Below are 13,272 nucleotides of genomic sequence, written 5' to 3'. Positions count from 1 at the left end.
CCCCATTGGTCTGACCTGTAACAAACGATATGGACAAAAAATTCCCTCAAGTAACAGCATCCGCTTGCGTCACTGTTACTTATAGGGAATCGGATGGTTTCTAACAAGCTTTACCCTTTCATACCCGAAGTGACCATTCCTTTGACGAAGTAGCGCTGGAACATGATGAACACCACTAATACAGGAATCATTGTGATTACGGACATGGCCAGCAGGCTGCCCCAATCCACGTTGAACTCACCAATAAAGTTGGAAAGAGCCAATTGAATCGTATACAGGGACGGATCGCTGATTCCGATCAACGGCCACAAGAAGTCATCCCAACGCCACATGAAGGAGAAAATAGCCAGTACAGCCAATATAGGCTTGGCAATAGGAAGAATAATGCTCCAATAAATTTTCCACTCACTGGCTCCGTCCATCCGCGCCGCTTCGAGCAGCTCGTCAGGTACCGTCAGCAAATACTGCCGCATCAGAAATACGCCTGTCGGAGTAGCTGCGGGAGGGATAATAATACTAAGCAGATTGTTGTAAAGCCCCAAATAGCTGATCACCTTGAAAATCGGAATCATGATGACCTCCAGCGGGATCATCAGCGTCGAAATAAATCCGACTAACAGCACGGTGTCCCCTTTAAACCGGTACTTTGCCAGAGCGAAGCCGGCCATCGAGTTAATCAACAACAGCAGCAGCGTGGAGCTGACCGTAACGATCGCACTGTTTAAGAAATAGACACCGAAATTGCCTTTCTCAAAAGCGTTGATAAAATGCTCAAAAGTTACCGGCTCGGGCAAAAACTTTGGCGGAAAGCTGTACAAATCGGTCGTTGTTTTTAAAGACGAGAGCAAGATCCAGATGACCGGGAATATCCACAGCAGGCTGAGTACGAGCAGCAGCACATACACGATCCATTTGGCCGAAGACTTGATTTCCATGTTATACGGCGCCCCCCTTCGCAAGGCGGAATTGCAGAACCGTAAACAGCGAAATAATGACAAACAGGACAACGGACATCGCACTTGCCACTCCCAATTCTTGTTTCATAAAGCCGACTTCATAAATATACTGCACGATAAAGGTCGTCTCTCTTCCCGGACCGCCACCTGTCAAAGCAAACATCAGCGGATAGGACTTAAATGCATCGATCAGGGAAATCATAATCACCAGCAGGCTTGTCGGCTTGAGCAGCGGGAGTGTAATGCTCCAAAAGGAACGCAGCTTGGAGGCTCCATCCAGATGTGCGGCCTCATAGTAATCGCCGGGAATCGCTTGTAAGCCGGCCACGAAGATGACCATGAAGAAACCGAGACGCGACCACACGGTAGCCACAATAACTGACAAATTAGCGTAAAACGGAGAGGACAAAAACGGAATCGTATCCGCCCCGAACAGAGTCAAAATGTAGTTGAGAACACCCAGATCACCAAAAATCCATTTCCACGTTAATCCGACAATAATAAACGAGATCATGGTCGGCCAATAGAACACAGCGCGGAATAACCCCTTGAATCGAATCTCCTGAACCAGCAGCACGGCTACGGCCAGAGACAAGCAATAAATCAACGGCACCACAATGACGGCGTACAATGCCGTTTTACCGAGCGCCGACCAGAACTCCTCGTTCGTAAATACGTTCACATAATTCTCAAATCCTATAAATTCCATCGGATTTAAGCCATCATACTCATTAAACGAATAAATAAAACCCATGATGGTTGGGATAATGATAAACACACTGAAAATCAAAAAATTCGGAAGCACGAACAAATAGGGCGCTAATGGAAATCCTTTTTTCCGTCGTTTACCCGGCTTCGAAATTGCCGCATCTGCAGCCATCACCCTTCCCCCTTCTCATCAGAAAATAAAGGACTGCCGCCAACTTTCAGCGGCAGCCATATGATTCACTTATTTCTTGTCTTCGGCAATGGCTTTATCAATGGCTTTTGCCGTTTTATCCATTGCCTCTTTCGCCGTCGTTTTACCGGCAATGACTTCCACCAGACTGTTCTTCAAATCGTTGCTGAATTTAGGCACAATCGTTTGTTTGGACCAATCTTCCGCTGCTGCCGCACTGGTGTTGTTCAATTCATCGGAGAAGATTTCAAACATTTCCTTGCCAAATTCGTAGTCAAGCTTTGCGCTGTCCTTACGCGGACTCATGAACAAGGACTCTTGGTTAAACTTCGAATTCACTTCTTTTGTAGACAAGTATTGGATGAAATCAGCGGCTTCCTTTTCAACTTTCGAACCATTGAAGGCCATTACGAATTTACCGCCCGGCACGGAAGAACGCTGTTTCGCTTTAGGCATGTACGTTACGCCCCACTCAAAATTGGTAATATCTTTGTAGTTGCTGATCATCCAGTTGCCGGCCAAATGTGCTGCAACCGTACCGGAACGGAACAGGTTATTCGGATTTTCGCCGCCGAACCAAACGGATGTCGGCATCGTACCGTCGGTATGAAGCTTCTTGAAATATTCAGCTGCTTGGACACCTGCTTCATCGTTGATCGTCGCCTTTGTTCCGTCGGGGCTGATCATGCTGCCGCCAAATTGGTACAGAAGCGTAGACCAGCGGTGAGGCGTGAAATCCCATACCATGCCGTATTTGGCTCCGCCTTTTTCCATAACCTGCTTCAGCGCCGCTTGAAATTCATCCCAAGTCCAGATATTATCCGGAGAAGTCGGTACTTTTACTCCAGCTTTATCAAACAAGGTTTTGTTATAGAACAAACCGTTAGCCGTCACATCCATCGGAGCGGCTATAACCTTATTGTTTACTACATAGTAAGGCTTGATGGAATCAATGAACTGCTCTGTAAATTTGTCAACGCCGCCCACATAAGTGGCGAGATCCAAAGCCTGATTAGAGAATGCCCCGATTTCCGTTGTGCTGATCCGGGCCAGTGCCGGTGGTTGGCCGCCGGTAATCATCGTCTTCAGCTTGGTCGACAAATCCTTGTAAGCAATTTCAATCAAGTTAATTTTAACATTCGGATTTTTAGTCTCATAATCTTTAATAATGTTTTTCATGACTTCGCCTTCTTTACCATCGGAAAACCAGACGAAATCCAGCGTTACATTTTTCCCGCCTGCCGCTCCTCCCGCGGAACCGGCATCATCTTTTTTGGCGCAAGCCATCGACGTTAAAGCCAGAAGAACAAAAACCATCAAAATCGATATGACTTTAAAGTGTTTCTTCATGTGTGACCTCTCCCTATCTTTTTTAAACTTATCATTTTATAAACAGCATGGAATGTAGTGAAACCTACGTCGTTGTCGAGCTCAGCTTCCGGAAATTTTGAGGCGACACACCCGCATATTGTTTGAACGCTCGGCTAAAATGGACGGAGGTATTAAAGCCCAGTTTCTCCGATATTTCTCCGATCGGTTCATCGGTGGTCCGCAATAATTTCTTGGCCTCTTCGATCCGTTTGCTCATCAGGTAATTATTGATGGTGTACCCTGTGACTTCCTTGAAGCAGTGACACATGTAGTATTTGTTCAAGTGAAGCGCTGCGGAAAGATCATCAAGATTGATGTTTTCCGTGAAATTTTGATTAATATATTGCAAAATCCGCCGCACGTTGGCCTGACTATGCGATGGCTGCTGTGACGGCAGCATTTCAATCAGGTGCTTGGACTTGCGGTAAATTTTGATCAATAATTGAATTAACAACGTCCTCAAAACGATCTCGTAACCGAAAGCTTCCCTTTCATTTTCCTGGTAAATCGAGCGATAAACGTTTTCAATTTCCGCCCGCTCCTCCACATTCCACCGGATCAATAAACCGCTAGGAGCATCGAATAACGACATCAGCTTCCTGAACATCGGCTCCGGCACTTGCCCTTGCAGGAACGATTCGGTAAAGTTCACATAGCTGCGCAGATAGGGAACATCCTTTTGAGGATTGACCCGGTGTATCGTGCTCCCGTTAAAAAGCAGCATATCTCCAGGTAAAAGCTCATATATATCTTCCCCTACCACGTAATTTGCATTCCCGCGAATAAAGTAGTAGATCTCAAACCCTTCGTGAGTATGCACAGGCCAGTTATACTGCCAATCGTCTGCATCCGCGCGAACATAAATCCCGTTTCGTTTGAGCGCAAGATTGGTGGGAGTATGAATCATCAACCCAATCATTCCCCCTTTCTCGATAGCAAGATTGTGCAAGACTGTAATTTCTTTCGACAAATTTCGAACGCTTACAATTGAATATTATCACATATTTGACAACAACATATAACAAAAATTGCTGTTAATTTAATCAGAATTGCTGAAAATATAATGAAGTGTTTTCATTTCCACTTCGATGCCCTCGTGGATGAAATAACAAAAAATGGAGCAGCTTAAGCTATAAGCCGCTCCATTATAAAAGTGGTTTCCGACGTTAATCTGTAGAATCTGTAGAATGTCGTTCCAAACCCGCTCATCCATCGGAAGATTTCCGGAAGCTGCTCCTCCGGAATGATCCGCAATAGCGCTATGCTCCCGGTTCGACGATAACTCCGTCGAAAGCAGCCCGGTAGATTTTCCGGATATCTTCCTTCTCCAAAGGCAGGGGACTGCGGGCCAGCAGGCGTTTTTGCTTTGCGCCGTCCTCCGTCAAGCTGTCGAGTGCGCTTTCCGGGATATTAAACCCGCCTAATGTGTTCGGGATACCCACATCTTTGACCAGTCGCTCCAGCTCCTCCACGCAGCGGTAAGACGCTTCTTCCTCCGACAAATAAGCGGAGTTTCCTCCCAGCGCGTTGAGGATATCGGACATTCGTTTGGTGCAGCTTTTGCGGATATATCCCATGACGTACGGCAGCAGGACGGCGTTCGATTCCCCGTGGGCGATATGAAATTGGCCGCCTATCGGATACGCCAGCGCATGTACTCCCGCAACCCCGGCATTGAAGAAAGCAAGCCCCGCCAGATAACTTCCGCTGCTCATATCGATACGGGCCTGCTTATCCCTGCCGTTGGCAACCGCTTTCCTTAGCGAGCGGCTGATGAGCCGAATCGCCTTCAGGGCCAAGCCGTCCGTGGCCGGATTGGCATTCACCGACACATAGGCCTCGACAGCATGCGTAAGCGCATCTATGCCTGTGGCCGCAGTAACCCTTGGAGGAACCGTAACCGTAAGCTCCGGATCGACGATGGCCGCATCAGCCAGCAGATGATCGTGAGTCACCACATCTTTGGTGCTTTCCAGGGAAAGTACGGAGATGTTGGTTACCTCGGAGCCGGTTCCGGACGTGGTCGGAATCAGAATCTTGGGCAACCCTTTCTTCTCCACCTTCCTTGTACCGGTCAAATTCAAGTAATCGGCCACCGGTCCTTCATGCACGGATAACACGGCAGCCAGCTTGGCCAAATCCAAAGCGCTGCCTCCGCCCATACCGATCACCATGTCGAATTTGCCGTTCTTCGTGTAGGCCACCAGCTTTTCCCCGACCTCCAACGGCGGCTCGGGCACGGTTTCGGCATACACCTCGACTTCATATCCCTTGGATTTCAAAGGGGCAATCACTCGCTCCGCTAACCCGATCTGCACCAGAACGGAGTCGGTGACAAGGAGAATACGAGCAGGACTGTATTTCTCCACCTCCGGGAGAAGCTCGGCAGCAGCTCCCCATCCTGTATAAATAAGCGGTGTAAATACCAATCTGGAATGTTCCATGGGTTACGGCCTCCTTTGCTTCTTTTGCATCATTCGTAATAGCCTTCTGTCGATTTGCGGAATTTGGCAAACTGCGCGGCATCATGTCCGAACCAAACCTGTGATCCGGTTTCTTGGGCGAGGCGCCGAATTTTCTCCACCGATTGGCTGTAACCCAAAGAGTCATAAATAATGCCCGGCGGTTTGATCGGAGGCCCGTAGCTTTCGGCCGTATAAATCGCATCGGAGGCAAGGATGATGCCGCCCGTCTCCGGCATTTGAACATGTAGGCCCAGCATGCCCCAGGCATGACCGCTTCCCAGATTAATGACGCGAATCCCTTCCGCGAGAGGCAAGTTATCTTCATTGCGCTTCACGGTGCGCCACTGCAAATTACTTTTGATCCATGCGTCAATATCCGCCCAGACGTAGGCGCCGCCTTTTTGATTGCGTGCATACGTTTGAAGCGTGCCGTTGAACTCGTCTTCATGAACGACAATCGTAGCATTCGTGAACATTTCCAGACATCCCGCATGATCGAGATGCAGATGGGACGCAACCACGAATTTGATATCCTCCGGACGCACCTTCAACTGCTCCAGGCGGTTGTGAAGATAACACTCTTCGCTGGCCGTCCAAGGAAACGCCTTTTGGGTAGACTCCGCCCAACGCCCCGAAGGTCCCATGGAATTCGGGTTGCAAGCCGTATCAAACAAAATTTTCCCTTCCGGGTGATCGATCAAAACGGTATAAATCGGAAATTCTATAAATTCCGCAGGCGCATTGGGATTGTCGATGGTTGCCGGGTTATGCATGGCAATCATCCAGTTTTTGTCCATTCTCATACGGCCGTTGTCCATCACATACAGCTTAGGTTGTGCTTTAATAAGGTTCGCCATGATACTTCCTCCCTTATAGTTGTGTTTTGATGGTAACAAATTTCAGTTCCGTCATTTCCTGCACCGCATATTTGATCCCTTCGCGTCCATAGCCGCTTTCCTTGACCCCGCCGTAGGGCATATGATCCACCCGAAAAGTCGGTATATCGTTAACGATCACTCCGCCGGATTCGATTTTACGCGAAGCATAAAACGCATGGCCGATGTTTTGCGTATAGATGCCGACATTGAGCCCGTACATGGAATCATTGACCAGCTCAATAGCTTCATCCAGGCTGCGGTACGGCACAATGGAAACGATCGGGGCGAAAACTTCCTTGCACGAAACCGACATATCTCTCGTTACATCGAGCAGTACGGTAGGAGAAAACGTCGAGCCGTCCCTCCGACCTCCACAACCGATTTTTGCGCCTGCATCCACCGCTTCCCGAATCCAGGACTCAATTCGGTCCGCTTCCCTGCTGTTGATCATGGCGCTAAGATCCGTATTCTCGTCCAACGGGTCCCCTACGTTGAGCTGTTGGGTTCTTTCAATAAAGCGCTCGCTAAATTCAGAGTAAATGCTCTCATGAACAAAGATGCGCTGCAGTGAAATGCAGACTTGGCCGGCATACGCGAAAGCCCCCTCGACACATCTCGGAATGATTTTGTCCAGCGGAACGTCCGGTTCCACAATGAGCGCCGAGTTGGACCCGAGCTCCATCGTGGTCTTTCTCAAGCCCGCTTTGGATTTAATCAGCCTGCCGACCTCCGAGCTTCCGGTGAAAGTAATTTTCTTCACCCGCTCATCGCTGATCAACGCTTCGCTTAGCTCTCTTCCGCTGCCGGTCACGATTTGCAGCGCCCCTTCCGGCAATCCGGCATTGTGGAACAGCTCTCCCATGATCAATGCGCTCAGCGGAGTTTGCTCGGCCGGTTTTAAGACCACCGTATTGCCTGCGGCAATAGCCGGACCCAGCTTATGGGCCACTAAATTGAAAGGAAAGTTGAACGGCGAGATCGCCACGACCACACCGAGCGGCTCTCTCCAGGTAAACCCTACCCGATCCTCGCCTCCGGGTGCCGCATCCATAGGGATCGTTTCTCCCGAGATGCGCTTGGCCTCTTCTCCGGCGAATTGATAGGTCGCAATGGTGCGTTCGATTTCCCCTCTTGCCGTGCGAATCGGTTTGCCAGCTTCCAACGAACAAATGCGGGCCAGCTCTTCTTTTCTTTCCTTTAACTGCCGCACCACCTCAAATAAAATTTCCGCGCGGCGGTGCGCCGGCAGCTCCCGCATCGTCTGAAATGCCCTGTGGGCGCCCGCTATGGCTTCCTGAACATGGCCGGGATCGGCTTTCGCGATGGCGGCCAGCTGTTGGCCGTCATAAGGAGCATATAGGGGATAAGTTCTTTCTGTGGCAACAAATTTGCCGTTGATCCAGAGGTCTTTTGTTACCGCTGCCATTTTCTTCTTCTCCTTTCCGATTGTTCGATAGATTAATAAGCAAAAATCATGCCAACTATAAAAATCCCTGTAAAATCAACTTTGCCGATCCTGATTTTAAATCATCGGTGAAATTTTTCACCAAATCAGCAGGAATTTGCCCGAAAGTGTCGAAATTAGATTGGTGAAGAATTTCACCAGGTATGAAAATATTCACCAGGAGGCTTTTTCCATGGACCATCGTCTGATTTCAGCCGATTTGGCAGAATATATTTTCAACTCTATGCATAATGGATTGATCGTCGTTGACCGGGACAACAAAGTGATGATGATCAACCCCTCCGCCGAAAAGATGCTGCAGATTGAAGGAATCGCGTGGAAGGGGATGCCGATCAAATCATTGCTGCCCAACTCCAAAATGCATCATGTGCTTGAAAACGGTGTCAGCTCCATCGGCGAGAAGATGAACATTGCAGGCCGCGTATGTATGGTAAACCGCACCCCTTTGTACCGTGAAGGCGAGATGATCGGTGCGATCGGTGTCATTCAGGATATTTCCGAAATGGAGCATTCCCGCAATTTATTAAAACAAATGGAAATGGTCATTGAATTCTCCACGGATGGCATCTATGTCGTAAATACAGAGGGAATTACTTTATTAGTCAATTCGGCCTATGAAGAAATTACCGGCTTTCGCCGGGAGGAGCTCGTTGGTCGCCATATGGCGGAGCTGACCCATGAAGGTTATTTCGATCAGTCGGTCTCCCTGCTCGTGCTTGAGCAGAAAAAGCGTATTTCCGTCATTCAGAAAATCGGGGGAAAAAAAGATGTGATCGCTACCGGAACTCCCGTGTTCAACGAATCGGGGGTTATTGAAATGGTCGTGACCAGCGTCAGGGATATTACCCAGCTTAACGAATTGAAGCATGAGCTGAACAAGGCCAGGAGCATCTCGCAAATTCATCAGCACCGATACGCATTGGAATTTGAAGGGAAAGAACAGGCGATCGTTTTCCGCAGCGCCAAAATGGAGCAGATTTATGAGCAAATCCACCATGTGGCGCCTTTTCCCACGAGCATTCTGTTGTCCGGCCCATCCGGTGCGGGCAAGGAAGTCGTCGCCAACCTTATTCATCATTTGAGCAACCGTAAAGATAAGCCTTTTATTAAAGTAAACTGCGCGGCCATCCCCGAACAACTGTTGGAAGCGGAGCTTTTCGGGTACGAAGCGGGCGCATTCACCGGGGCGAACCGCGACGGGAGAATCGGTTTGCTGGAGCTGGCTGATCAGGGAACCATCATGTTCGATGAAATTGGCGAGATGCCCTTGTCCCTTCAAGTCAAGCTGCTGCGGGTCCTGCAGGAAAAACAAGTGCAGAGAGTTGGCGGCACGAAGCCAAGAAATCTCGATATCCGTATTATTTCCGCCACCAACCGCGACCTCCGGGAACGGATCAGAGAAGGAAAGTTCCGGGAGGATCTCTATTACCGGCTGCAGGTGGTGGAAATCCGCATTCCTTCCCTTGCCGAACGGCCGGAAGATATCGAAGTGCTGGTTGAGCACTACTTTTCTTATTACTGCCGGTTGTTTCGCATTGAAAAACAGCTGTCCGAAAAGACCAAACATATTTTATATGCCTATCATTGGCCGGGGAACGTTCGGGAGATGCGCAATTTGATTGAAAATATGATCGTTTCGGTTCCCTCGACCTTGATTGAGCCGCATCATTTGCCGCAGCATATCTATGATTCCACCCTCCCCTGGTCCCACGGGACCCTGAAGCAGCGGGTGGAGGAATTTGAGAAACGCATGATCCAGGAGGCCCTCGAAAAGCATAAATCGCTAAGAAAAGCCGCGGCGATTCTTGGTGTGGATCACTCCACGCTGGTGAAGAAGCTTAAACGATGGCAGCTCAATTAACCCTGCGATACCTGGAGGATACAATATTCATTTCCTCCCTGTATTTCATGACCGTTCTACGGGAAACCTGCACGCCCTGCTCAGCCAGCTTATCGGCGATGTTCTGGTCGGACAGCGGACTGTCTTTGCTTTCCTGCTCAATCAAACGAGCGATCTTCACTTTAATGGCTGCAGCCGATGTGAGCGTGCCATCGCTGTTCATCAAGCCGTTCGTAAAAAAATATTTTAACGCAAAGGTGCCGCGGGGCGTGTGTATATATTTGTGCGCAACCGCTCTGCTGACGGTCGACTCGTGGAGCTCCACTTTTTGGGCCACCGTCCTTAAGACCATGGGCTTCAAGGCATCAATGCCTTCCTCCAAAAAATCAACCTGTTCTTCCACGATCGCTTCAATGACTCGCTGCAGCGTCAGGCGCCGCTGCTCCAAGCTGCGAATCAGCCATTGGGCGGGTTGGATATACTGCTTCAAAAACGCCTTGGCCTCCTGATTGTAACCGCTGTCAAAATGGGGCTGCCCGTACAACGGATGAAGCGAAACCTGGGGGAAATTCGCTTCATTCATGATGGTCACATAGATGCCGTTTCTTTTGAGAACCGTAGCGTCCGGTTCGATATAACTCTGTGATTCGTGATGGTAAGCGGAGCCGGGCCGTGGCTGAAGCGAACGAATATAAGCCAGCGAGGCTTCTACCTGTTCTACGGAAATACCCAGATTCTCCGCAATCCGCCGAAGCTTGCCTTCCGCCAACTCTTGCAAATAATCGCCGACGATCACCGCAGCCCAAGGGTCGGCATTGGGATCCCTCCCGATTTGAATGGCCAAACACTCCTGCAGCGTTCGTGCGCCTACCCCTGCAGGCTCCAGAGACTGCACCCAGACAAGCGCCCTTTGCATTTTTTCCATGGGCTCACGAAGCTGACGCCCGGCTTCCTCCAGCGTGATGCTTAACCACCCGTCCTCATTTAGATTGCCAACCAGGAAAGCCGCCAGCGGATAATCCTCCGGCGGAATCCCGTTGACGCGGAGCTGACTGAGCAGCACCGCTTCCAGTGTTTCCTGCCGCGGATCGACTAGCTCCAGAAGCGTTTTTTCTCTTTGCTGATTTTGGCCTTTGGATCCGGCCTTTCTCTGTTTATAGGAGTCGAAACCATAGGCAACCTCAAGAAAAGGATTCTCCGCCGCTTGTTCTTCCAGGTAATTCAACAAATCCGCCGACGACATTTGCAGTACATTCATCGACTGAAGCATTTGCGGCGTCATATGAAGCTGGATTTGCTGTTGTTGGGTTAAGGCTGGCTGAAGCTGCATCACGTCCCCCCCTTTACAAAGCTTTCTGTGATGTTTCTTCTATTGTATTACCTTATAAGGGAGGATGACAACATGCTTGATGAATATATAATAAGCAGTTGGCCTTGTCAGAGGCGAACTGCTTTTGATTGTAAGCTCGCGGTAATGGGAGGCAAAAGCCTTGAGCGGTGTCACTTATTCTTTATCGCCGGGTAAAGATGTCGGCTTTTCATTGAACCATTTCATATAAATCCGCTCGTACGTTCCGTTTTTGGCCAGCGTTTCTAAAGCTCTGCTGATTCGGCCGGTATAGTTGCTCTTTTTGGTCAACGCAATGCCATATTGTTCATTAGTAAGGACTTTACCCACCGTTTTTACTTTCCCTTGACCGCCGTTCCGGATAAAATATTTCACATTCGGCTCATCGAATACGACCGCATCTACCTGTTTATTGATTAATGCCTGATAGGCTTGGGCAATATCGGGGTAAGCTTTAACCTCTTTAATTCCCTTTTGTCTGCCGATATACTCATATCCGGTTGTTCCGATTCGCGTAGCGACCACTTTTTTGTCCAAATCCTTGGTGCTCTGAATATCCTGATTATCCGCCGCAGTAACCAGGACAAGACCGGTATCATAATAAGGGATAGCAAAGTCCAGCTTTCTCACCCTGTCACCTTTGACGGTGATCCCGGCAATCGCCACATCGAGTTTTCCGGATTCGACCGCCTGCAGCATTTCCCCCATTCCCATCGGTTGGAGCTTATACTCAAATCCGGCTTCTTCGGCAATCGCATCCCACAATTCAACTTCAAAGCCTTTTTTTTCTTCATTCTCCACATAACTCAGCGGTTTGAGGTTATTTTCTATCCCTACCTGCAGCGTTTTATTTGTTCCGCATGATGTTAAAAGCAATACCAAGATCAAAAGCTTGAAAATCATCCACATTTTCGGCCATCTGTAACTCAAGCTGCTCCCTCCTAACTGTTCAGGGATATTTTATCTCGCCTCAGGGATTCCTATACCCGCGTATTCGCCTTTTTCAAATCGTTATCGAATAAGCAGCGGCCTTACATCCGTAATAATTTGTTTAAGCTGATTGGAACATTGCTCATACATTTGCTTTACCGTTTCATTATCCGTAGAGAGCCCGAACATTTCGAGGTCCGCTTCGCATTTCTTTAATTGAGCCAGTAGCGAAGCCTTTTGCTGCGGTTCCGGAACCTGAAGCTTATCGTCGTATAAATCGACATACAACTGCCCGTAAGCATCGACTTGACCCAAAAACACATTCTCAATCGTTACGCCGATCTTCTCCAGCTCGGTATAAAGCCATTCCCGGCTTAATCCGATGGTAGCCAGCGGTTCATCCATCATTTTGCCGTCCATGATCACCGTCTGAGGTTCCGGCTCCGGCCCGACGGTAATGCCTAAATGAGAGGGGGTTAGGGGCTGGTGCTCTTTTTTGAGAAGAACGTTGATTTCTCCGCTTGGTTCAATGACCGCAAATTCGACGTCGGCTGTTTTGAACACATTCTTTTTCCGAAGCTGCTGGAGCAGTTCATCGGAAGAAAGACGTTCTTTCTTTACGTTGTCTTCGAGAATTTTACCGTCCTTTATAAGGATAGTCGCTTTGCTGTCGATGAAGTCGCGTACCTTTTTGCTTTTCATTTGCAGAAATTCAATGCCCAGGGAAACCAGTACCCAGACAATTAACGAAACAAGACCCAATAACCAATGGGATTCCAAATCCATTGAGATATAAGCGGCAAGGCTGCCGATCGTAATGCCGGTAATATATTCAAAAAAAGATAGCTGGGAAATTTGCCTTTTCCCCAAGAGTCGGGTCATTAAGAAGAGAATCACAACAGCGAACAAGGTTCGAAGAGCGACTTCCAACCAATCGGGCATTTTGCATAACCTCCATGGATTTCATCTTTCATCATCCTTCATATATCAACAAATAAATTATTTGCTATGAGGTTTGTTTTTAACGGTCATAAATATTGGAAGCAAGAAAGCTTGGCAGCACGCCGGGCAATAATAGCTCACAGTCCAAAGAAAAACCCGAAAGCAGCTTGAAAGCCGTT

Annotated in this window: 11 protein-coding genes; 1 reads left to right on the top strand and 10 read right to left on the bottom strand. The window is 48.7% G+C overall.

Translation table 11 applies throughout. The features are described 5' to 3' along the window. Positions 1–110 precede the first annotated feature (110 nt). The 7 genes from IJ22_RS24380 to IJ22_RS24350 form a co-directional block, all read right to left on the bottom strand. Positions 111–935 (bottom strand): carbohydrate ABC transporter permease, encoded by an 825-nt coding sequence (locus IJ22_RS24380; protein ID WP_062410640.1) that lies wholly within the window; start codon positions 933–935, stop codon positions 111–113. A gap of 1 nt (position 936) precedes the next feature. Then, positions 937–1,836 carry a carbohydrate ABC transporter permease gene (locus IJ22_RS24375; RefSeq protein ID WP_062410639.1) on the bottom strand — a complete coding sequence of 300 codons (900 nt, stop codon included), beginning with the start codon at positions 1,834–1,836 and terminating at the stop codon, positions 937–939. A 69-nt stretch (positions 1,837–1,905) separates the two neighbouring features. Next, positions 1,906–3,204, bottom strand: coding sequence for an ABC transporter substrate-binding protein (locus IJ22_RS24370; protein ID WP_062410638.1), 1,299 nt, complete (start codon positions 3,202–3,204; stop codon positions 1,906–1,908). A 64-nt stretch (positions 3,205–3,268) separates the two neighbouring features. Then, positions 3,269–4,135: an AraC family transcriptional regulator gene (locus IJ22_RS24365; protein ID WP_062410637.1), complete on the bottom strand. Its 867-nt coding sequence runs from the start codon at positions 4,133–4,135 to the stop codon at positions 3,269–3,271. Positions 4,136–4,484: 349 nt separating this feature from the next. Then, entirely contained in the window at positions 4,485–5,669 is a 1,185-nt protein-coding gene (locus tag IJ22_RS24360) for an iron-containing alcohol dehydrogenase (protein ID WP_054817375.1), read from the bottom strand. A 29-nt stretch (positions 5,670–5,698) separates the two neighbouring features. Beyond that, positions 5,699–6,547: an AhlS family quorum-quenching N-acyl homoserine lactonase gene (gene ahlS, locus IJ22_RS24355; RefSeq protein ID WP_054817374.1), complete on the bottom strand. Its 849-nt coding sequence runs from the start codon at positions 6,545–6,547 to the stop codon at positions 5,699–5,701. A gap of 13 nt (positions 6,548–6,560) precedes the next feature. Then, the gene (locus tag IJ22_RS24350) at positions 6,561–7,994 is read right to left on the bottom strand and encodes an aldehyde dehydrogenase family protein (RefSeq protein WP_054817373.1); all 1,434 of its coding nucleotides are present in this window, start codon (positions 7,992–7,994) and stop codon (positions 6,561–6,563) included. A gap of 211 nt (positions 7,995–8,205) precedes the next feature. Here IJ22_RS24350 and IJ22_RS24345 point away from each other — a divergent pair, with 211 nt between their 5' ends. Further along, complete coding sequence (locus IJ22_RS24345; RefSeq protein ID WP_062410636.1) at positions 8,206–9,894, top strand: sigma 54-interacting transcriptional regulator; 1,689 nt, start codon at positions 8,206–8,208, stop codon at positions 9,892–9,894. Here the strand turns inward: IJ22_RS24345 and rpoN are convergent. The 3 genes from rpoN to IJ22_RS24330 form a co-directional block, all read right to left on the bottom strand. Then, positions 9,887–11,203 carry an RNA polymerase factor sigma-54 gene (gene rpoN / locus IJ22_RS24340; RefSeq protein WP_062410635.1) on the bottom strand — a complete coding sequence of 439 codons (1,317 nt, stop codon included), beginning with the start codon at positions 11,201–11,203 and terminating at the stop codon, positions 9,887–9,889. The genes IJ22_RS24345 and rpoN overlap by 8 nt on opposite strands. A gap of 174 nt (positions 11,204–11,377) precedes the next feature. After that, positions 11,378–12,151, bottom strand: a complete 774-nt coding sequence (locus tag IJ22_RS24335; protein ID WP_235594215.1) for a transporter substrate-binding domain-containing protein — start codon at positions 12,149–12,151, stop codon at positions 11,378–11,380. An 81-nt stretch (positions 12,152–12,232) separates the two neighbouring features. Beyond that, positions 12,233–13,093 carry a DUF421 domain-containing protein gene (locus tag IJ22_RS24330; RefSeq protein ID WP_062410634.1) on the bottom strand — a complete coding sequence of 287 codons (861 nt, stop codon included), beginning with the start codon at positions 13,091–13,093 and terminating at the stop codon, positions 12,233–12,235. Positions 13,094–13,272: the final 179 nt, after the last annotated feature.

Origin of the sequence: Paenibacillus naphthalenovorans (assembly GCF_001465255.1) — a bacterium.
GTDB lineage: Bacteria > Bacillota > Bacilli > Paenibacillales > NBRC-103111 > Paenibacillus_G > Paenibacillus_G naphthalenovorans.
This window is presented reverse-complemented; position numbering and strand designations above follow the sequence as displayed.